Raw genomic sequence first — 21,155 nt, forward strand, 5'->3', positions numbered from 1 at the left:
AGCAGAATAATTTTAGAATGCATTGAGCCTCGTAGAGGCGACCTGATAATAGATTTATGGCAAACACATACACACAAATTTATGTTCAAATTGTTTTCGCCGTTAAAGGAAGACAAAATCTGATTTCAAAAGAAAACAGAGAGGAATTACATAAATTTATTACAGGTATTGTTTCCAATAGAAATCAAAAATTATTTGCAGTTTTTGCAATGCCGGATCACGTTCATATTCTTATGAGTATGAGTCCAACCATTTCGATTTCAGACTTAGTAAGAGATATTAAAGCGGGTTCGTCAAAATTCATTAATGAAAAAGGATGGAAAAACGGAAAATTCAACTGGCAGGAAGGATACGGAGCTTTCTCCTATTCCTAAAGCAGTGTAGATTCTGTTGTTAAATATATTTCAAACCAAGAAGAACATCATAAAAAGAAAACATTTAAAGAAGAATATTTGGATTTTATGAAAAAATTTGAGATTGAATATGATCCAAAATATGTATTTGAATGGATTGAAAATTAACAGGTCCGCTCCTACGGAGCTCCATAAAGCAAAGCAAAAACAAATAGCTATGAACAGTTTTACCTCTACGAGGCAAAAACTCTCAGAAAATAATATTAATCAATAAAAAATATGAAAACAGCATATATAGTAAAGGGGTTCAGAACTGCCGTTGGAAAAGCTCCAAAAGGAAGTTTAAGATTCACGAGACCCGATGTAATGGCGGCAACTGTAATTGAAAAATTAATGGCTGAACTTCCGCAATTAGACAAAAACAGAATCGATGACCTTATCGTAGGAAATGCAATGCCGGAAGCTGAACAAGGCTTGAACGTTGCCCGTTTGATCTCTTTAATGGGATTGAATACAGACAAGGTTCCCGGAGTTACGGTGAATAGATATTGTGCATCAGGAAGTGAAGCGATTGCGATTGCGTCTGCAAAAATTCAGGCAGGAATGGCTGATTGTATCATTGCAGGAGGTACAGAATCAATGTCTTACATTCCTATGGGTGGTTACAAGCCGGTTCCAGAAACTGAAATTGCAAAAACAAACCCTGATTATTATTGGGGAATGGGCTACACTGCTGAAGAAGTTGCAAAACAATACAATATCACAAGAGAAGAACAGGATCAGTTCGCTTTTGAATCTCATATGAAAGCTTTAAAAGCTAATGCAGAAGGCAAATTTGCCAATCAGATTGTTCCGCTTCCTGTTGAATATAATTTCCTGGATGAAAACCAGAAAGTGCAGACTAAAAAGTTTGATTTTTCAATAGATGAAGGTCCGAGAGCAGATACTTCTTTACAAGGTTTGGCTAAATTAAGACCAGTTTTCGCCAACGGAGGAAGCGTAACAGCCGGAAACTCTTCTCAAATGAGTGACGGAGCGGCTTTCGTGATGGTGATGAGTGAAGAAATGGTAAAAGAATTAGGATTAGAGCCTGAAGCAAGATTAGTGGCTTATGCAGCTGCCGGACTTGAGCCAAGAATCATGGGAATGGGACCGATTTATGCTATTCCAAAAGCTTTGAAACAAGCCGGTTTAGAATTAAAAGATATTGAATTAATCGAATTAAACGAAGCATTCGCATCACAATCTGTTGCTATCAAAAAAGAATTAGGTTTAAATCCTGATATTTTGAACGTAAACGGCGGTGCCATCGCTCTTGGTCACCCTCTTGGATGTACAGGAACAAAATTAACGGTTCAACTTCTTGACGAAATGAGAAAACGCGGAAACAAATATGGAATGGTTTCCATGTGTGTTGGAACGGGACAAGGCGCTGCTTCAATCTTTGAATTATTATAATTAAAAAAACAAAAACAATGAGTGATACACTTAATAAAACATTAAAAGGCGGTGAATTTTTAATTAAAGAAATTCCAGCTAATGAAATATTTTCTTTGGAAGAACTTTCTGAAGAGCAAAAAATGCTTCGCGATTCTGCGAAAGAATTTATAGACAGAGAAGTTGTTCCGCAACACGATCGTTTTGAGAAAAAAGATTATGCATTGACAGAAGAAACAATGCGTAAATTAGGAGAAATGGGATTATTAGGAATTACAGTTCCTGAAGAATATGGCGGTCTTGGAATGGGATTCGTTAGTACGATGTTGGCTTGCGATTACGTTTCGGGTGGAAACGGTTCATTAGCAACAGCTTACGGAGCACACACCGGAATCGGGACTCTTCCTACTCTTCTTTACGGAAGTGAAGAATTGAAAAAGAAATATCTTCCGGATTTGGCTACAGGAACAAAATTCGGAGCTTATTGTTTAACGGAGCCGGATGCTGGTTCGGATGCCAACTCAGGAAAAACAAGAGCAAAATTGTCTGAGGACGGAAAACATTACATCATCAACGGGCAAAAAATGTGGATTTCCAATGCTGGTTTTGCGGATACGTTCACTTTGTTCGCTAAAATTGATGATGATAAAAACATCACTGGTTTTGTAATCAACCGCTCAGAACTGGAAGATCCAAACAGTTTGACTTTTGGCGAGGAAGAGCATAAATTAGGAATCCGTTCCTCTTCTACTCGTCAGGTTTTCTTCAATGATATGAAGGTTCCTGTTGAGAATATGCTGGGTGAAAGAAATAACGGTTTCAAGATCGCTTTGAATGCTTTGAATGTTGGTAGAATTAAATTAGCTGCTGCAAACCTTGACGGACAAAGAAGAATTTTGAACCACTCTATTCAATATTCAAACGAGAGAAAACAGTTTGGGGTTTCTATTTCAACTTTCGGAGCAATCAGAAAGAAAATTGCAGAAATGTCAACGGGAGTTTTCGTAAGTGAAGCAGGTTCTTACCGTTTGGCAAAAAATGTTGAAGATAAAATTGCAGAATTGGTTGCTGGAGGGATGGATCATCAACAGGCTGAATTAAAAGGTGTTGAAGAATTTGCAGTGGAAGCTTCCATTCTTAAAGTTTTCGTATCTGATCTTACTCAAAATACAGCAGACGAAGGAATCCAGATCTATGGAGGAATGGGATTCTCAGAAGATACTCCAATGGAATCTGCATGGAGAGATGCCAGAATCGGTAGAATTTATGAAGGAACCAACGAAATCAACAGATTGTTGGCTGTCGGAATGTTGATTAAGAGAGCAATGAAAGGAGAATTGGATTTATTATCTCCGGCAATGGCGATCAGTAAAGAATTGATGGGAATCCCATCTTTCGAAGTTCCTGATTATTCTGCATTCATGAGTGAAGAAAAAGCAATCATCGCTAATCTTAAGAAAGTATTCTTAATGGTTTCCGGAGCTGCTCTTCAAAAATATATGATGGATATTGAAAAACAACAACATTTATTATTAAATGCATCTGAAATTCTTAACCAGATTTACATGGCAGAATCGACAATCTTAAGAGCTGAAAAACACTTCTCGGCTGATTCTGTGGAAGCTGCAATGGCTCAGTTAAACCTTTATAAAGCTGTTGAAAAAATTATAGTTGCAGCAAAAGAAGGAATCATTTCTTTTGCGGAAGGTGACGAACAGAGAATGATGCTTTCAGGATTAAGAAGATTTACAAAATATACAAATCATCCAAATGTAGTGGCTTTAACTGAAAAAGTGGCTGCTCATTATATTGGAAAAGGGGCTTATTAGTCTTTTATATATAAATTTGATTTTAAAGCGTCTCATTTTGAGACGTTTTTTATTTTAATACAAAGAAATTTAATTTAAAGTGTAATAAAAACTCATTTTGAATTGTCTTATAATAATCAGATAATAAAAAAGTTTAATTAAAAATTAAACTTTTAGATGTTTAAAATAAATATTATGAAAATTTACATTGTTGCACTTATACTGTCTTCAGCATCTTTTTCAGCACAGATTTCTCCCAGAAAACCTTTGATAATTGATTCTACCAAGCTTCCGAAAATTGAAAAATCAATTATCAAAACACCTTCGGATGTTTCAAAGTTTGACACGGCTATTGCTAAATTATACAAAATGCCGGTAGCTAAACCAAAAAATCCTGAACTTTACTCGAGTTTAAAAGCTCCGAAAAAAGACACTACATTGCATAAAATACCAAATATTCTGGATGCAGCAAAACGACATAAACTGGCATTGAAATAGCAACTGTTGAAGAGGAAAATTGTTGATAAATTTTATGTAAAATCGTTGAGTTTATCTCAGACGTTTTATATTTTTGTATTCTATTTTTCAAAAAAGAATGACAAAAGAAGAATTGCTGAATAAAGCCATCAAAATTGCTGATAAAGCGCATAAAGGGCAAAAAGATAAATATCACGCTCCGTACATTGCTCATGTAATGCGTGTAATGGAATATGGCAAAACAATGGACGAAAAAATAGTGGGAGTTTTGCATGATGTCGTTGAAGATCATCCTGAAGAATTCAGTTTTGAATATCTACGATCTGAAGGTTTTCCTGAATATATTCTTTTCGCAGTGAGCTGTCTTACTAAATTTGATCCGGAAGAAAATTACGATGATTTCGTTAAAAGAACAGAAAGATCACCTCTTGCTGTGGCCGTAAAGCTGAACGATCTTCGTGATAACATGGATTTGAGAAGAGTAAACCGGGAATTAACTCAAAAAGACATTCACCGATTTAATAAGTATCTGAAAGCTTACCGATATTTATCCGAGAAATATTAAATTAATCGGCGCCCGGGAAATGATACGTTTTGTTATCGTTATCGGTGTCGTCGATGTTGATATTCAGAGCTAGATATACAAAATGAACATTTTTGTTACCTTTCGCTTCAAATTCTCGCTGCCAAAGATAACCGCCCAAAACTCCGAAGTTTTCGTCAATCTGATATCCGAAACCACCATAAACCCTGTTTCTTGCAAATGAAGGTTTATTAGGAGAAACTACAAAAATCTCATCATAAACATTCGCAAATAATGTTCCCGGTGCGATTTTTTTAGCATTTAATGGAACTGAAACATTCAAACGGTAACGGTAGCGCATTCTTTCCGATCTTGTGTCGGTTTGAGGCTCATAAAACCATGATTTTTCAGCACGAAACCTGTTTTCAAACTTTACAATTCCTTTTTTGAAATCGATCACATCCTGTAGCCAAACACGAAATTCTTCTTTGTTAATAGCGTGATCTTTATAGGTTGCATATCGACCCAAACCGATAAATGGCTTATGATTTTTGGTGAGATTATATCCTAAACCACCTTTTATTTCGTAATAATCGGGATAAGTATATTCTTCGATTCCTCTGGATTGTCCTTCAGCATAAAGGAAAAATTTTGGATGAAACTTGTAAGTAATCGTCAGTGCATTAAATGAGGAAATATGTTCCTGCGCTTTGAAAATACTTACACTCAAAAGTAAACCAAGACTTAAAAAAAGTTTCATCCAAAAAAATTTTTGCAAATGTATATTATTTAACTATTCGGTAATATTAAGTTTACTTAATATTAATATTGTAGGAAAACCCAATGTGAAACCATCTTTGAGGCATCGGTACACCAAAAGTTTCGGTATATTCTGAATCGGTAACATTATTCACCAATACATAGACCGAAAAATCTTTCTTATTGAAGCTTAGCTTTTCATCCAATACATTATAACTTCCGAAATTCATTCTGTCATTATATCTGTAAACCAGTTCGTTGGTAAAATATTTTAGAAATTTTGTGTTAAGTTTTGCTACAAATTGATGTTTCAGATTATCAAGGGCATAACGTGAGTTTAATTCGTTGATGTCTTTAAGCTTATTATCAAGATACGTGTAGCCTACCGTATATTTCAACCAGTCAAAAACCTGATGACCAATTTCTGCTTCAATACCCTTAATTTCAGTATCTCCGATATTTCTTGAATACCAAACAGGATCTGTTAAAGATTTTTTCACCCAGTCGATCGAATTTTCTGAACTTCTGTAAAACCCGCTCAACTTTGCTAAAATATTTTTATTCTGAAATTGGTAACCTACTTCAGTATAAACTGCATTCTCAGGTAAAAGATTAGAATTTCCCTGTTCCGTTTTGCTTACATAATATAGGTCTGTGAAGGTAGGAACTCTGTGTACTTTTGAAATATTCCCATACACTTTATGATTTTGAAAAAATGTGTAACCCACATCTAAACCGGGATAAAAGAAATTTCCGTTAGTAGAATAATTTGCCCAAGAGGCTCCCGGACTGATGTTCAATTTCTTATCGAAGAATGAAAAATGATGCTCAAAGAAAACCTGCGTCACAAACCGTTCTCTGTCACCCAGATTATTACTTGCCAGAAACTCTTTTCTCAATTCTACTCCTAAACCTGTCGTTCCTAAGCTTGAAGCATAACTGGAGTTCACCTCTCCTCCAACGTTATTTCCGATGTGCATATTTCTGTAGATCTCAGGTTTTTCTCTGTTAAAAAGGTACATATCCTGCCCTCTTCTCCAATACACATTAGAATTAAGCTTAAATTTCCCAAAAGTCTGCTGATGAGCAAGACTTATGATCGAAGCCTGCAATTCTTCATATTGTTCTGTAGCTAGAGGTGATGAATAAAAACCGTTTGCTCCGAATTTTTTCTCAGAAAAACCGGCTTGTAATTGGAGGTCTCCGTTTTTTATTTTCAACTGATTTTGATAGTACACATTTCTGATGTCAAAATCGGTGTTGTGTCTGTAGCCCTGCGATGAGTTTGAGTTTGCCTGCAATAATTGCGAAAATTTTTCATTACCGACATTTGCACTTAGCCCAAAACCATACGTCTCATAATCTCCTGCATTTGCGCTGATTTTTACATTTTTACCGATTTGTGTTTTAGTAATAATATTGATCGCTCCTGCATAAGCATTCTGCCCAAATCTTCTTGCTGCAGGACCTTTAATGACCTCTATTCTTTCAACATTATCCAAATCAACAGGAACGTTTAAAGAATTATGACCCGTCTGTGAATCATTCATTCTGATTCCGTTGATTAGGATTAAAACCTGCTCAAAAGAACTTCCTCTGAAACCTACATCGCTCTGCACTCCGTTTGCTCCTCTCCTTCTGATGTCCATTCCCGGGATCTGCTGCAGAATCTCATCAATACTTGCAGCCGGAGAATTCAGAATATCTTCTCTCGTAATCACAGAAATATTCTGATTGGCATTTTTATAAGTTGTTGCGACAAATTTTCCCTGAATTTCTACCGAATCTATATCCGTAGTTTTTACCTGTGCATTTGCCAAACAAAGTGCAGCAAGGAAAATCACAGTTCCGAGTTTCTTATTCATATTACTTTTAGTTTTATTTGAAGCTTCCAAAATTAGGAGACTTTACCAAAACCAAAAAATGATACATATCATAAAAAAAGATGCATCATAAAATGCATCTTAGTGGATTGTAAATACTTTTAAATTATCTTTTTCTCATTAAATGTGCAATAAAATGGCTGAAAAGCTTTCTCATATTTATCACGTATTTAAAGTGCAATTTTACATGAAAATAATTAATAAAACAAGTATAAAAACTGCTTCATTTATTTTTTTTAAAACCTGAATTACTTGTTTTTTGATTGTTTTTAATAAAAAGAATCCGTCAAAAATTCGTATTTTTGTTAGTCTTAAATTTACTATGGCTTCAACAACAGATATAGATATAAAAAAACAGGTCTTCGTTAAAAACGCGCACCTTAATAACCTGAAACACATTGATGTTTTAATACCGAAAAACAAATTGATCGTTATCACAGGAGTTTCCGGAAGCGGGAAATCTTCTTTGGCTTTCGATACGATTTATGCAGAAGGACAGAGAAGATATGTGGAGAGTCTGAGCTCTTATGCACGGCAGTTTTTGGGCAAACTTGAAAAACCGAAAGTTGATGATATTAAAGGTTTAGCACCTTCTATTGCAATTCAGCAGAAAGTAATTTCATCGAATCCGCGTTCTACAGTCGGAACTTCTACGGAAATTTACGATTACATGAAGCTTCTTTTTGCAAGAATCGGGAAAACATTTTCTCCGGTTTCAGGGAATGAAGTGAAAAAAGATTCGGTAACGGATGTTGTAGATTATATTAAAAATTCTAAAAAAGACATTCCGTTTTTATTAACAGCTCCTTTAGATTTTGATCTTGAAAATTTTACGGAAACTTTAAATATTTTAAAGCTTGCAGGTTTCACAAGATTAGAAATCAACGGAAATGTTGCCGGTATTGAAGATTTAGAAAGTTTTGGTTTCACTCCTGAAAAAGGTATGGAAATCAATCTTGTGATCGACCGATTTTCTTACGAAGAAGATGAAAGTTTTCTTCAGCGTTTGGCAGATTCTATTCAGATGGCGTTTTATGAAGGTCGAGGATATTGTTCGTTAAAAAACACCGAAACAGGAACTATAAAAGAGTTTTCCAATAAGTTTGAGCTCGACGGAATAGAATTTCTTGAGCCGAATGTTCATTTTTTCAGCTTTAATAATCCTTTCGGCGCTTGTCCGACTTGTGAAGGCTACGGAAAAGTTATAGGAATTGATGAAGATTTGGTAATTCCAAACAAAGCTTTGTCGATTTTTGAAGATGCCGTTGCTTCCTGGAAAGGTGAAACCATGAGCGAGTGGAAAAAAGATTTTATCAAGAAAGCAAAAGATTTCCCTATTCATAAACCTTATCATCAATTAACGAAAGAGCAGAAAAATTACTTGTGGAAGGGCGACGGAAAAAGCACCTTCCCTTCGCTGAATAATTTCTTCAAAATGCTTGAGGAAAATTTATACAAAATTCAGTATCGTGTAATGCTTTCCCGTTACAGAGGGAAAACACTTTGCCCTACTTGTGAAGGCTTACGTTTGCGTGAAGAAACAAGCTGGGTGAAAATTGACGGACACAATATCCAGTCGATGATTGAGCTTCCTTTGGATGAACTTTTACCTTTAATTCAAGGTTTAAAACTTTCAGAGCATGATAAGGAAGTTGCGAAAAGATTATTGTATGAAATCACAACCCGTCTAGAATTTTTACTAAAAGTCGGATTAGGATATTTAACTTTAAACCGTACTTCCAATACACTTTCCGGAGGTGAAAGTCAAAGAATTAATCTGGCAACAAGTTTAGGGAGCTCTTTGGTAGGATCTATTTATATTTTGGATGAACCATCGATTGGTTTGCACTCAAGAGATACTGAAAACTTAATTGAAGTTTTAAAAAATCTTCGTGACATCGGAAACACGGTCATCGTTGTAGAGCATGACGAAGATGTGATGAGAGCGGCAGATTATATTATTGATATCGGTCCTGAAGCAGGATATTTGGGTGGCGAGCTGGTTTTCGCAGGTGATTTTAAAGAACTGAAAACTGCCGATACGCTGACTTCAAAATATCTGACCGGAAAATTAGAAATAAAAGTTCCTGAAAAGCGCAGAAAAGCAAAGGAATTCATTCATATAAAAGGAGCAAGATCAAATAATCTGAAGAATATTGATGTTGATGTTCCATTGGAAAGTTTAGTTGTTATTTCAGGAGTTTCAGGAAGTGGAAAATCTACTTTAATGAAAGAAATTCTGACCAATGATATTCAGATTCAGCTGGGAATGGGCGGTAAAAAAGGAGATTATGATTCTGTGGAATTTCCAAAAAAACTGATTAAACATATTGAATTAATCGACCAGAATCCTATCGGAAAATCTTCCCGTTCGAATCCTGTAACGTATCTGAAAGCTTATGACGACATCCGTGATTTGTTTTCGAAGCAGAAAAGTGCCAAAATGATGGGTTACAAGCCTAAACATTTTTCATTTAACGTTGATGGCGGAAGATGTGACGAATGTAAAGGTGAAGGCGTGATCAATGTTTCGATGCAGTTTATGGCAGACATCGAACTTGAATGCGAAACATGCAAGGGAACCCGTTTTAAAAATGAAATCCTTGAAATAAGATTCGATGAAAAAAATATTTCGGATATTCTTCACATGACGGTTGATGAAGCATTAGAATTTTTCAAAGAAAATAAAGAGGATAAAATCGTTACAAAACTGACTCCATTGCAGGACGTCGGTTTGGGATATTTACAGCTCGGGCAAAGCTCTTCTACACTTTCGGGAGGTGAAGCACAACGTGTGAAACTGGCATCTTTCCTGGTAAAAGGGGTAACAACGGATAAAACTTTATTTGTTTTTGATGAACCTTCAACCGGATTGCATTTCCATGATATTCAAAAATTATTAAAATCTTTGCAGGCATTGATCGATCTCGGACATTCTGTGATCGTCATTGAACATCAACCTGATATTATGAAATGCGCCGATCATATCATCGACATCGGTCCGGAAGCCGGAAAATACGGAGGAGAAGTTGTTTTTGCAGGAACTCCTGAAAATCTAGCTAAAAATAAAAAATCGCATACGGCGAAATATATTAAAGAGAAGCTTGAAAATTAAAATAGAAAGAGAGTCACAAGACTCTCTTTTTTTATTTTAAACACTAATGACATAAATGTTTTCACTAATTATTACAATTTGATATTTTGAATAATTATTGTTATCCGTGAATAAAATTAGTGCAATTTGTGTTTAAACATTATACAAAAACGGACTCTTTTTAATAAATGTCTCATCATCAATTTGAGAAACCAGAAATTCCCCTAAATCTGTTGCTGAGATATTTTTGCCTCTACAATCTTCCAGACTTGTTTCCGTTTTAAAACTGTCATCGGTTAAATTGATTAAAGGAAGTCTTACCAAAGTCCAGTCAAGATTACTCTGAGTAAGCAGCTCGTATTCTTTTTGTTTGTCAACCGTTGTTTCAGGATAGTTTTGATACATCCAGTCTGTAGCCAATTTCACATTCTCATTTTTATTGTCAAAAGGTGTATTTACGCTCAAACCTGTTGTCACAATATATCTTTTGATTTGATAATGATTCATTGCACTGATGATATTTTTAGTTGCATCACTGAAGATTGTTTTTTCTCCTTTAGGCTGTCCCAAAGTACTTAAAACAACGTTACAGTTTTCCAGTAATTTTAAAACTGAATGATAATCTCGTGCATCTCCTTTTACAATTTCAATTAAAGGATTCTGAAGCTGGAAATTTTCAGGATTTCTTATTAAAAGTTTGATTGAATATTTTTTTTCTAATAAACTATGAACAAGATATTTACCCGATTTTCCTGTCCCACCGATTACGGCAATTATATGTGTATTCATTTTTTATAAATGTTTAAAAGTTGGCTAACTATTCATCTGTAGTTAGCATTAAATTGTTAAAATAAAGATTTTAAGACTCAGGAAATTGAGTCTTTAGAATCAAGCCAATTTGAAATTCGGCTGATTAATTAGGGTAATATTAAAAGAAGATTTTGATTTAATAAAGATATTAAATTTGTTAAATTTAAAAATGGATACAATGAAAAAAGAACGTCTGATTTTATCCACAAAAAAATGTGGATAACTTGTGAATTTTAACATTTAATTCATTGTTTATCAAAAATATATTCCTACTTTTACTATGTAATAAAAATGAAATGAATCTTTTTCTTGCCTTTTTCGATTACGAAATTGCAATTAAATTTGAAATAAAAATTTAAGCACAGCATCGTCGGCTGTGCTTTTTTGTTGTTGTCTAATTAAAAAAATGAGATGTATTTATCTACTGAGTCCGCTTCTAAAGAGCGGATTCTTTTTTTTTGGCTTTGAAAAAGGTTTTTCTTTTGAAGTTAAGATGTTGTTGATGACGTTTTGATCACGATAGATCCATACATTTATAAAGTGCAACTCTTTTGAGTTTTCAAAACCGGCATCAAAAGTCATCAATTCTATTGGATCACTATTTTTCGTGTAATCTTTAATATAAGCAGATCTGAATTTTAGAGAAGTAATTTTTCCATTCTTATTTATTATTTCGCATATTTTTTCATAATCATTATTTAGTTTTCTTTCTAACCTTTTATCTAAAATAAAACAGCTAAATTGAGAATAATCTTTATTGTTGCATTTTCTGTAGAATTCTTTAATGAAATTTTCGCTTACATCAATCCTTTCATTACTAACTTTCGAGCTGCTTATCTTGGTATAATGTCTTTGTGAGACCAGTTGAAGAGAAGAAATAATGGCGATAAGATGAATAATTTTTTTCATTTTAAAAGTGTTTATTTCTTTCAAAAATATAGATTTTGAATTTAATTTTAGATTTAAAATAAAAAACCGATAAGCAAAACTTATCGGTTCTTGAAAAATGAAAAATTAATATGGATATGAACTATTTGATGTTTTTAGAATCGTTTCTAAAAGACAAGCAAATTTATATTTATTTAGAATAAATATAAATAATAATTATACTGACTTTTATCAGTTTATTCACTTAATCTCATTTTTCTCTGGTCAACTGATCAAGTTTTTTGAGCAAAGTCGGAATTCTATAAGCTCCGTTCATATTTTCAACAACTATTTTTATCTCATCAACATCAATTCCCTGCGAAGTTACAAACAATGGAGTTTTGCTTTCGCCGCGAAAAACTTCACGTCTTTTGCTGTCTTCTGCTGCAAAACCATTTTTTGCGATTCCGATGACAGGAATTTTATTGTTTAGTGCATTGTAAAGATAGCCACCCAAACCAATTTTACCGTCATTATCAAGAGTAACGTAACCGTCAACAATAATGATGTCACTTTCTTTTAAATCAATCTTTTTCAATAAACTGAGAATACACGGTAATTCACGTTTATAGAATGCCCCACTTTCATACTCGGAAGTGATGGCTGTATTTTCAGAATAGATTGCTTCTTCATTTTCAGAATCCCAGTTTTTGAAAGCGATGCAAATTGTTTTGGCAAAACCATCGTAGTAATAAGTATCGAATGCGTAGATCATTTTATTTATTGAAAAATTCACCAAAATGCCACAAAATTCCGGCAGGATCGATCATGAAGCATTCTTTGCCCCAATCCATTGTTCTGGTAGGAACCAATTTAATGGAATCATACTTTTCGTTTAGTTTTAAACTTACAAGCTCATCCCAAAAAAGATCAGTGTTTTCAACTTCAAGAAAAAGCATTGTGTTTTCTACCCATTCTTTAGCATAATAATCTTGAAGATAAAAGGCAAATTCGCCTTTCTTAAAAACCGAAAGCTTTGGTTCGAGAATGTTTTCTTCAAATCCTAAATCTGTGTAAAATGCTCTGCTTTCAGCAAAATCTTTCGAGCCAATAAATGGTCTTAGTGATTTAATTTTCTGATTCATATTGTTTTTTATTAATCCAGTGATTATAAGTCATTTCAAATTTTATCTCATTTTTTCCATGCATTCCGACGTTGTTCCAACCATTTTTTCTGTAGAATATTTCGGCTCTGGTATTCGGTGATGTTCCGAGCCATACACTTTCCCTGGTTTGACTAAAATACCAATCCAGCATAATATGATGAAGCTTCTTTCCAATTCCTTTCTTTTCAAAATCGGGATCAACAAACAATGCCCAAATATTATTTTCTTTTAGATCAACAATAGAAAAACCTGTTATTTTTCCATCAATCTCACAAACCCAGCCTTTGCCTCTTTCAGTTAAAAACTCTTTACAATCATCATCTGTTACAAGATTGGGATTAGAAAGCATGTTTTCTTTTACCGAATTTCTTACGATCTGAATTTGCGGAATGTCTTCTATTTTCGCTTCACGAATAATCATATCTGAAGATTTATTTTTTATCAACCACAATTCTATTTTCACGGTTCGCCAGTTCCCAGGCTGTGGTGAAGATCAGCTGTGTTCTTTTCTGAAGTATATTAAAGTCAATTTTTTCCACATCATCAGTCGGCTGATGATAATCTTCGTGAATTCCGTCGAAGTAGAATATTACAGGAATGCCGTGTTTTGCGAAATTATAATGATCGGAACGGTAATACAATCTGTCGGGATCTTTCGGATCATCGTATTTATAATTCAGCTCAAGATTATGAGTTTTTTTATTGGCAGCTTCATTAATTATTTTTAATTCCGAACTCAGCATTTCGGAACCAATCACGTAGACATAATTTTTCCCTCTGTTTGCAGCATCATCTCTTCCGATCATATCAATATTCAGATCCGCAACTGTATTGGCTAAAGGAAAAACAGGATTTTCAGAATAGTAAGATGAGCCAAAAAGACCATGTTCTTCACCAGTAACATGTAAAAACAAAACAGATCGTTTCGGACCTTTTCCTTTCTTTTTCGCCGACTGAAAAGCTTTGGCGATCTGCATCACTGCGACAGTTCCGCTTCCGTCATCATCTGCTCCGTTATAGACTACTCCATTTTTAGTTCCGACATGGTCATAATGAGCAGAAACAACAATGATTTCTTCAGGTTTTTCGCTTCCCTCAATAAATGCAAGAATATTTTCTGAATCAGGCAGATTTCCGCCACCTCTTTTTTTCATAAATGATGATGGAACTTTCTGGTAATATGAGCCCAATTTTTTTGGAAAAGAGACACCTAAATCTTTATAAAATTGTACAATATATTCGCCCGCTTTTTTTTGACCTGGACTTCCCGTATCTCTTCCTGCCATTTCATCGGATGCAATAATGTATAAATTTTTCTTTAGATCGTTAACCTTAATTTGCTGATATGCTTTACTAAAGACTTTCTCACTTTTAGAATTAATTGAATCTGTATGATTGCTCGAAACATTTGCTGTATTGCAACTCAGAAGAATGATAGCTGAAAATACAGGAAGAAATATCTTTTTCATGAACTGATAATTTCCCTAAAAATAGCAAAAATATCTCAACCTTAATTTGATAACAAATTTTTAATATATTTGATAAAGCCTATGCAAAAAAACTACGGATTTAATGATTATACGTTTTTCACAGAAATGTCGGAGCTTGCTTCGAGATACAACAGCTATGATTTATCGTTAGGTCTTCCAGATTTTGAAATTGATCCGCGTTTAAGATACTATCTAAAGGAATCAGCCGATGTGATCAGCCATAGTTATGAATCTTTAGCCGGAAATTCTTTATTAATTGATCAGATTATAAAGTTTAATGGCAATAGAAAAAATAGCTTACATTTAAAAAGAGAAGAAGTAAATATTGTTCCCTGTTCTACATTCGGGTTATATACATCCTTAAAGTCAATTTTAAATAATGGTGATGAAGTTGTTGTTATTCAACCATCTTATTATACTTATGCGCCATCAATTGTGCTCAACGGTGGCATTCCTGTTTACTACGATCTTGATTTTGATTTTAAAATAAACTGGGAAAAATTAAAGAGTTGCATTACCGCTAAAACGAAAGCCATTATTGTAAATTCTCCGCAAAATCCTACCGGTAAAATATGGAGCAAAGATGATTGGAATCAGTTGTATGATTTGATTAAAGATCAGGAAATTTATCTTATCTCAGAAGAAATTTATGATCTCTATTGTTACGATAATCAAGAGCATTACAGTTCTTTCATACATCCCGAGCTTAAAAAAAGAACGTTTTGTATTTTTTCTTTCGGTAAAATGTTTCATTCTACAGGTTGGAAGGTTAGCTATCTCTTAGCAGATGAAGATTTATTGCAAAATTTCCGAATTCATCAGCAATATATTTCGTACAGCTCTAATTCTCCGTGTCAGTATGCAATTGCTAAATATCTCGAAGTTTTTGACCCTTCGGAGAATAAAAATATTATGCAGCAGAAACGGGATATTTTTAATGAGATGATCAGTCAAACTCCTCTACAAGTGGAAGATAAATCTCAGGGTGGCTTTTTTCAGCTTGTTAATTTCAGAGAAATCAATAAAACAATGACGGATGTTGAATTTTCAAAGTGGCTGACTATAGAAAAGAAAGTTTCGTGTTTACCGCTTTCAGCATTTTATCATTCTAAACAGGATTCGGACTATATACGATTCAGCTTTGTAAAAAAAGATGAAGTGATTATACAGGCAATGGAACACTTAAAAAACAATTTATAACAAAAAACACTGCAAGATGCAGTGTTTTTTTATATGTATCGGTAAGAAATTATAACGCTAAAACTCTGATATCTATTCTGCGGTTTATTGCCTGACATTCTTCGGTGTCATTTTCCGGACAAACAGGATGCTGTGAACCGTATCCTTCGGCTTCTACCCTATCTCCTGCAATTCCCATCTCGAGTAGTTTTAATTTGGCAGTCTGAGCTCTCAGATTTGAAAGCTTCAGATTGGTTTCCTCACTTCCCGTATTATCTGTATAGCCACCTAATTTTATCTTTAAATCAGGATAAGCATTCATTAATTCAGCAAGATTGGCAAGTTGGGTTTCTGAGCCTGTCTTTAAGTCACTCGAACCTGTCTCAAAATACAGATTTTCAATGGTGTACCATCTATCAGGATTTAAAGCAGCCTTATCTTTATTTTTAATGTCATTATACAAGAAGTATAACTGACTTTGATTTCCGAGAGAAATTTTCTTACCTCCATCTAATTTTATTTCCTGAATATCCCCTGTTGTATAAACAAAATCTCCGTTTTCATTTAGCTGACCATTAATTTCCAAAGGTTCAACAACGGCATTTCCTTCTTGAGCTGCTTGCTTTTCTGTATGAATCCCTGTCATTCCGGTCAAGCTTTCAATTTTTGCTTTTCTGTTTGCTTCTATTTTATCTTTATGCAAAACGGCTAAAGTCGGAGCAATGACCAATGAAACAATAGACATTAATTTAATCAAAATATTCATCGATGGCCCTGAAGTATCTTTAAACGGATCACCTACCGTATCTCCGGTTATCGAAGCTTTATGAGGCTCTGAACCTTTATAATAAGTTTGTCCGTTGATATCAACTCCCTTTTCAAAAGACTTTTTTGCATTATCCCATGCTCCTCCTGCATTATTTTGAAAAATCCCCATTAATACTCCACAAACGGTTGCTCCTGCTAAAAATCCGCCTAAAACTTCGGGACCGAAAATAAATCCTATTAATAAAGGAGAGATAATAGCAATTGCTCCGGGAAGCATCATTTTTTTGATGGATGCGTCAGTAGAAATGGCAACACATTTTTGATATTCGGGTTCGGCTTTTCCTTCCAGAATTCCCGGGATTTCCCGGAATTGTCTTCTCACTTCTTCCACCATCGCCATCGCAGCCTGTCCAACTGCCGTAATCGCCAACGAAGAGAAAATAAACGGAATCATTCCACCGACAAATAATCCTGCTAAAACGTCGGCTCTGTAAATATCAATTCCGTCGATTCCTGCAATTCCTACGAAAGCGGCAAATAAAGCTAAAGCTGTTAAGGCAGCAGATGCAATTGCAAAGCCTTTCCCAGTTGCAGCGGTAGTATTTCCAACGGCATCTAAAATGTCTGTTTTTTCACGTACTTCTTTGGGTAACTCACTCATTTCGGCAATTCCTCCTGCGTTGTCTGCAATAGGTCCGAAAGCATCAATAGCCAACTGCATTGCTGTTGTAGCCATCATTCCGGCTGCTGCAATGGCAACACCATATAATCCGGCGCATAAAAAAGAACCGTAAATTCCACCTGCCAAAACTAAGATTGGTAAAAGCGTAGATTCCATTCCTACGGAAAGCCCACCAATAATATTTGTTGCATGCCCTGTTGAAGACTGCCTCACGATGCTAGAAACGGGTCTTTTTCCCATGGCTGTGTAAAATTCTGTGATGATACTCATTAAAGTTCCTACCACTAATCCCACCATAATAGCTCCGAAAACTCCCATTTTGGTAAACTCATGACCTCTTAAAACCATTTTCTCCGGTAACAGATAGGTTACCAAGAAATAAGAAGCAATTGCAGTAATTACGATGCTTCCCCAGTTTCCTAAGTTTAAAGCATTCTGAACGTTCGAAGTCGACGAGCCATCATTATCATTGATTTTAACAAATAAAGTTCCGATCATAGAAAAGATAATTCCTGTTCCTGCAATCAGCATCGGTAAAAGAATTGGAGCAAATCCGCCAAAAGAATCTTGAGAAATTGTTTCTCTGCCTAAAACCATTGTTGCTAAAACCGTTGCCACATAAGATCCGAATAAATCGGCTCCCATTCCTGCCACATCTCCTACGTTATCACCAACATTGTCAGCGATTGTTGCCGGATTTCTGGGATCATCTTCAGGAATTCCGGCCTCCACTTTTCCTACCAAATCAGCTCCTACGTCTGCGGCTTTTGTATAAATTCCTCCACCTACTCTCGCAAATAATGCAATAGATTCTGCACCTAAAGAAAAACCTGTAAGAATTTCGATGGTTCTCTCCATTTCATGAGAATCTACAGGTGCATCTGGAGCAAAAATCTGTTTAATAATTAAATAAAGAGATCCCAAACCCAAAACGGCTAATCCAGCAACTCCCATTCCCATAACTGAACCTCCTGTGAAAGATACTTTTAGGGCTTTAGATAAGGAAGTTTTTGCCGCTTCCGCAGTTCTTACATTGGCTTTTGTAGCGATTTTCATTCCGATAAATCCGGCTAAGGCAGAAAGCACTGCGCCTATAACAAAGGAAATTCCGATACTCCAATGTGAATGAGAATTGGTCATTCCCATTACGGCTAATAGAATGGCTACAATAATTACGAAGTAGGTGAGAATTTTGTACTCGGCCTTGAGAAAAGCCATTGCACCGTCAGCGATATGTCCGCTGATAACTTTCATTTTTTCATTTCCGGCGTTTTGTCTGCTTACCCAGTTACTTTGCAGAAAAGTGTAGACGAGGGCAATAACGCCAAAAATTGGCACTAAAACAAATAAGTCCATAGTTTAATATTTTTTTGGTAATAGAATATTAAATATACTTAATAATTTCCATTAAACTGTTTAAAAAATTATGACTTATAAAAGTTTTTGTGAAATTTAGATAAATTTAGTAACAAAAAAGCAGATGAAAATTCATCTGCTTTGTATATTTTTAAAGTTTTTGAAGAATTATCCTCCGAATTTCTCAGAATAATCTTTCTGTGAAGCAACAATTACTTTTCTTGCATGTTCTGCTCCGTAAACCTCTTGGATTCTACATTTTGCAGGCTCATCCGGTAAGTTTTTGTAAGTAAGGAAGTAGTGCATCAACCTTTTGATTTCAGCTTCAGGCAATTCAGAAATATCTCTGAAATGACCAAATGCGTGATCGTTGATCATTACTGCAACGATTTTATCATCAGCTTCACCTCCATCAATCATTTTAAAACCTCCGATCGGAATAGCTTCCATCAAAAGTCCTCCAGCGTGAATGTTGTGTGAGCTTAATACACAAATGTCCAACGGATCGTGATCTCCCATGGTAACATCATTTGCTCCACTTTCGATCGCCAATTTCATTACTTCATTATGGCAGTATGTTCTTGGAACAAAACCGTACAATGCCGGAATGATGTTTGAGAATTTCTGCGGTCTGTCTACTTTAAGGTAACCGGTTTCTTTATCTATTTCATATTTAATGGTGTCTGAAGGAACTATTTCCACGAATACGTTTACAACGTTTGGCGCATCTTCTCCTGCAGAAATCCCATGCCACGGATGTGCTTTAAAATTTGGAATCATTATTTATATTTATTATTTAATTATGCTATTATTAAAATTTCTCTCCTTAAATCTTCAATTGTCGCTCCGATATAATCATTATCATTCATGTAATTCATAATGAAAATGGTTTTATAGTCATTAAGATTCGGATTGTTATTAAGGCTTTCGTAAGTTTTGTGCAACAAATCTATTACAGCATTTTTAGAATTAACGATATTCTGCCATGAATTTTTCGTTAAATAAAGCTGTTGCGAAGCATTGTACTCAAATTCTTCGTTGATGGTTCTTTCTGTAAGAAATACAAACTCATGCACGGCAAGATCCTTATCGAATTTCTGAACCAGATTAGATGGCTTTATCCTTTCTAAAAAAAGCGTCATTCTTTCGTAAGAATGGGTCTTGTTTTCAGAGTTAGATTTTACAGACAGAAGCTTGATCTCCTGATTCTTTAAGTTGATGTAGGTATATACAAATTGTCTCAGCAAAACCAAAAAAGGAATTGCGATAACTAATGCGGCTGCATAAGGTAAATAGTCTGAAAAATCTGCCATAATTTGAGGTAGCAAAATTACTAATAAATTGGGTCTTAGGAAAGTTTTTTAAATAAATCTTCTTTTGAAGACTGAATATAGATCAAACCTAAGATAATCAAAAGGTAAAAGCCGATCATCATTCTGTTGACCAATGTCGGAAAAACAAGAAATCTGATAAAAACAGACAAATAAATAACCCCGAAAAACAAATACGGTATCCGGTTTTTCTTAATCTGAGGAAATTGATGATAAACGATGATCACAACAAAAATTAACAGTAAAAGGAAATAAGATGAATTAAATTCAAATAATAATTTAGATTTAATATAACCAAGATATTCCTGGAAATTGAAATGATCCGGGTTTGAAATTGGGTACAACTGAACTTTTGTAAACTGATTCATAAACAAAACCGACCAGGAGATTTGGTTAAAATACTGTACTAAACCAAATGAAAGAAACAGATATAAGAATGAAAAAGTCAATTCGAAGTTTTTTACATTGAATTTTTTCCGTTTAATGAAAATTAATGCATACAAAAACGAATAGAAGATAAAATATTCAGGTCTGGTTAAAATACACAGCATCGCAAAAAATGTTGCGACAAAAAAGCTTCTTTTAACAAGGAAAAAATAAAAGCTAACCAGTAAAAGTAAACAAGATAAAGTATCTGGTGAAGCATGCCTCGCTGATTCTAATAATGGCTTAAAAATCGAGAATAAAAAAGTCAAAAAAATTGCCAGACTATGATTTTTCAGGATTTTGCTTAAAAACAAAAATATAAACCCAAGAATTAATACATAAGATAATATTGAAATCAAAAAAGTAGAAGTTGACGCCTCGAAACCTGCTTTAAAAAATAAAAGATTGGTAAAATTATAAAACGGTTTTACCGAAAAAAGCTGAAGTTCTTCTTCAAAAATCTTGGGATTCTCGGAGATGGTTTTGTAATATGTATTTTCACCTTTTGCTGTTTCTTCATGCGAAAGATCAGACTCAAACATTCCCGGTCTTTTCTCATTAAGTTCCGTGAAAACTTTCTGATGATTATCTTCAATTTTCATATCGGGATATTCCGTCTTGTACAACAATCCCATATATGCTTCCATATCGACATTGTAATACTGATGCGTATAAAGATAATACGACATAATGCACAGATATACTGAAAAAAAGATTTTCAATAAAATATCAAAACGTTTTACCAT

General features: G+C 34.5%; 18 protein-coding genes and 1 pseudogene. 7 read left to right on the forward strand and 12 right to left on the reverse strand.

Going from position 1 to position 21,155, the window contains the following annotated elements; all coding sequences use genetic code 11:
• Positions 1-56: 56 nt before the first annotated feature.
• The 5 genes and pseudogenes from tnpA to BA768_RS18170 all read left to right on the forward strand — a co-directional run bounded on the left by tnpA (position 57) and on the right by BA768_RS18170 (position 4,640).
• A pseudogene (tnpA, locus tag BA768_RS18150) lies at positions 57-521 on the forward strand (IS200/IS605 family transposase).
• Positions 522-632: 111 nt separating this feature from the next.
• Positions 633-1,811, forward strand: a complete 1,179-nt coding sequence (locus BA768_RS18155; RefSeq protein ID WP_065721897.1) for an acetyl-CoA C-acyltransferase — start codon at positions 633-635, stop codon at positions 1,809-1,811.
• Between the two features lie 17 nt (positions 1,812-1,828).
• Positions 1,829-3,619 (forward strand): acyl-CoA dehydrogenase family protein, encoded by a 1,791-nt coding sequence (locus tag BA768_RS18160; RefSeq protein ID WP_065721898.1) that lies wholly within the window; start codon positions 1,829-1,831, stop codon positions 3,617-3,619.
• 174 nt (positions 3,620-3,793) lie between these two features.
• Positions 3,794-4,096, forward strand: a complete 303-nt coding sequence (locus tag BA768_RS18165) for a hypothetical protein (protein WP_065721899.1) — start codon at positions 3,794-3,796, stop codon at positions 4,094-4,096.
• Between the two features lie 97 nt (positions 4,097-4,193).
• The gene (locus BA768_RS18170; RefSeq protein ID WP_034676416.1) at positions 4,194-4,640 is read left to right on the forward strand and encodes a phosphohydrolase; all 447 of its coding nucleotides are present in this window, start codon (positions 4,194-4,196) and stop codon (positions 4,638-4,640) included.
• A 1-nt stretch (position 4,641) separates the two neighbouring features.
• Here the strand turns inward: BA768_RS18170 and BA768_RS18175 are convergent, their stop codons facing one another.
• The gene (locus tag BA768_RS18175) at positions 4,642-5,358 is read right to left on the reverse strand and encodes a DUF2490 domain-containing protein (protein WP_065721900.1); all 717 of its coding nucleotides are present in this window, start codon (positions 5,356-5,358) and stop codon (positions 4,642-4,644) included.
• Positions 5,359-5,410: 52 nt separating this feature from the next.
• Positions 5,411-7,222 carry a TonB-dependent receptor plug domain-containing protein gene (locus BA768_RS18180; RefSeq protein WP_065721901.1) on the reverse strand — a complete coding sequence of 604 codons (1,812 nt, stop codon included), beginning with the start codon at positions 7,220-7,222 and terminating at the stop codon, positions 5,411-5,413.
• A 340-nt stretch (positions 7,223-7,562) separates the two neighbouring features.
• Between BA768_RS18180 and uvrA the strand changes: the two genes are divergently transcribed.
• Positions 7,563-10,355, forward strand: coding sequence for an excinuclease ABC subunit UvrA (uvrA, locus tag BA768_RS18185; RefSeq protein ID WP_065721902.1), 2,793 nt, complete (start codon positions 7,563-7,565; stop codon positions 10,353-10,355).
• 132 nt (positions 10,356-10,487) lie between these two features.
• Here uvrA and BA768_RS18190 read toward each other — a convergent pair whose 3' ends face one another.
• From BA768_RS18190 to BA768_RS18215, 6 genes are all read right to left on the reverse strand, one after another.
• Positions 10,488-11,123 carry an NAD(P)-dependent oxidoreductase gene (locus BA768_RS18190; RefSeq protein ID WP_065721903.1) on the reverse strand — a complete coding sequence of 212 codons (636 nt, stop codon included), beginning with the start codon at positions 11,121-11,123 and terminating at the stop codon, positions 10,488-10,490.
• A gap of 438 nt (positions 11,124-11,561) precedes the next feature.
• Positions 11,562-12,053, reverse strand: coding sequence for a hypothetical protein (locus tag BA768_RS18195; RefSeq protein ID WP_065721904.1), 492 nt, complete (start codon positions 12,051-12,053; stop codon positions 11,562-11,564).
• 229 nt (positions 12,054-12,282) lie between these two features.
• Positions 12,283-12,786, reverse strand: coding sequence for an endonuclease V (locus BA768_RS18200; RefSeq protein WP_065721905.1), 504 nt, complete (start codon positions 12,784-12,786; stop codon positions 12,283-12,285).
• A 1-nt stretch (position 12,787) separates the two neighbouring features.
• Positions 12,788-13,156, reverse strand: coding sequence for a glyoxalase (locus tag BA768_RS18205; RefSeq protein ID WP_034676433.1), 369 nt, complete (start codon positions 13,154-13,156; stop codon positions 12,788-12,790).
• Positions 13,140-13,622 carry a GNAT family N-acetyltransferase gene (locus BA768_RS18210; protein ID WP_228388493.1) on the reverse strand — a complete coding sequence of 161 codons (483 nt, stop codon included), beginning with the start codon at positions 13,620-13,622 and terminating at the stop codon, positions 13,140-13,142. Before BA768_RS18210 ends, BA768_RS18205 begins: the two co-directional genes overlap by 17 nt.
• Entirely contained in the window at positions 13,609-14,646 is a 1,038-nt protein-coding gene (locus tag BA768_RS18215) for a M28 family metallopeptidase (protein WP_065721906.1), read from the reverse strand. Before BA768_RS18215 ends, BA768_RS18210 begins: the two co-directional genes overlap by 14 nt.
• Before the next feature lie 81 nt (positions 14,647-14,727).
• Here BA768_RS18215 and BA768_RS18220 point away from each other — a divergent pair, with 81 nt between their 5' ends.
• The gene (locus BA768_RS18220; protein ID WP_065721907.1) at positions 14,728-15,867 is read left to right on the forward strand and encodes an aminotransferase class I/II-fold pyridoxal phosphate-dependent enzyme; all 1,140 of its coding nucleotides are present in this window, start codon (positions 14,728-14,730) and stop codon (positions 15,865-15,867) included.
• Positions 15,868-15,916: 49 nt separating this feature from the next.
• On the opposite strand, the gene BA768_RS18225 is transcribed toward BA768_RS18220, so the two are convergent.
• The 4 genes from BA768_RS18225 to BA768_RS18240 form a co-directional block, all read right to left on the reverse strand.
• The gene (locus BA768_RS18225) at positions 15,917-18,652 is read right to left on the reverse strand and encodes a sodium-translocating pyrophosphatase (protein ID WP_065721908.1); all 2,736 of its coding nucleotides are present in this window, start codon (positions 18,650-18,652) and stop codon (positions 15,917-15,919) included.
• Positions 18,653-18,820: 168 nt separating this feature from the next.
• On the reverse strand, positions 18,821-19,432 hold the full coding sequence (locus BA768_RS18230; RefSeq protein WP_034676440.1) for an inorganic pyrophosphatase: 612 nt from the start codon (positions 19,430-19,432) through the stop codon (positions 18,821-18,823).
• 20 nt (positions 19,433-19,452) lie between these two features.
• Positions 19,453-19,965 carry a hypothetical protein gene (locus tag BA768_RS18235; RefSeq protein WP_065721909.1) on the reverse strand — a complete coding sequence of 171 codons (513 nt, stop codon included), beginning with the start codon at positions 19,963-19,965 and terminating at the stop codon, positions 19,453-19,455.
• A gap of 35 nt (positions 19,966-20,000) precedes the next feature.
• The gene (locus BA768_RS18240) at positions 20,001-21,155 is read right to left on the reverse strand and encodes a hypothetical protein (protein WP_165601804.1); all 1,155 of its coding nucleotides are present in this window, start codon (positions 21,153-21,155) and stop codon (positions 20,001-20,003) included.

It is taken from the genome of Chryseobacterium sp. CBo1 (assembly GCF_001693475.1).
Lineage (GTDB): Bacteria > Bacteroidota > Bacteroidia > Flavobacteriales > Weeksellaceae > Chryseobacterium > Chryseobacterium formosense.

Coding starts and splice junctions, on each gene's coding strand:
- BA768_RS18170 (WP_034676416.1), top strand. CDS start 4,194: ATGACAAAAGAAGAATTGCTGAATAAAGCCATCAAAATTGCTGATAAA.
- BA768_RS18220 (WP_065721907.1), top strand. CDS start 14,728: ATGCAAAAAAACTACGGATTTAATGATTATACGTTTTTCACAGAAATG.
- BA768_RS18225 (WP_065721908.1), bottom strand. CDS start 18,652: ATGGACTTATTTGTTTTAGTGCCAATTTTTGGCGTTATTGCCCTCGTC.
- BA768_RS18160 (WP_065721898.1), top strand. CDS start 1,829: ATGAGTGATACACTTAATAAAACATTAAAAGGCGGTGAATTTTTAATT.
- BA768_RS18165 (WP_065721899.1), top strand. CDS start 3,794: ATGAAAATTTACATTGTTGCACTTATACTGTCTTCAGCATCTTTTTCA.
- BA768_RS18155 (WP_065721897.1), top strand. CDS start 633: ATGAAAACAGCATATATAGTAAAGGGGTTCAGAACTGCCGTTGGAAAA.
- BA768_RS18200 (WP_065721905.1), bottom strand. CDS start 12,786: ATGATCTACGCATTCGATACTTATTACTACGATGGTTTTGCCAAAACA.
- BA768_RS18190 (WP_065721903.1), bottom strand. CDS start 11,123: ATGAATACACATATAATTGCCGTAATCGGTGGGACAGGAAAATCGGGT.
- BA768_RS18230 (WP_034676440.1), bottom strand. CDS start 19,432: ATGATTCCAAATTTTAAAGCACATCCGTGGCATGGGATTTCTGCAGGA.
- uvrA (WP_065721902.1), top strand. CDS start 7,563: ATGGCTTCAACAACAGATATAGATATAAAAAAACAGGTCTTCGTTAAA.
- BA768_RS18235 (WP_065721909.1), bottom strand. CDS start 19,965: ATGGCAGATTTTTCAGACTATTTACCTTATGCAGCCGCATTAGTTATC.
- BA768_RS18175 (WP_065721900.1), bottom strand. CDS start 5,358: ATGAAACTTTTTTTAAGTCTTGGTTTACTTTTGAGTGTAAGTATTTTC.
- BA768_RS18205 (WP_034676433.1), bottom strand. CDS start 13,156: ATGAATCAGAAAATTAAATCACTAAGACCATTTATTGGCTCGAAAGAT.
- BA768_RS18180 (WP_065721901.1), bottom strand. CDS start 7,222: ATGAATAAGAAACTCGGAACTGTGATTTTCCTTGCTGCACTTTGTTTG.
- BA768_RS18240 (WP_165601804.1), bottom strand. CDS start 21,155: ATGGTAAAACGTTTTGATATTTTATTGAAAATCTTTTTTTCAGTATAT.
- BA768_RS18195 (WP_065721904.1), bottom strand. CDS start 12,053: ATGAAAAAAATTATTCATCTTATCGCCATTATTTCTTCTCTTCAACTG.
- BA768_RS18215 (WP_065721906.1), bottom strand. CDS start 14,646: ATGAAAAAGATATTTCTTCCTGTATTTTCAGCTATCATTCTTCTGAGT.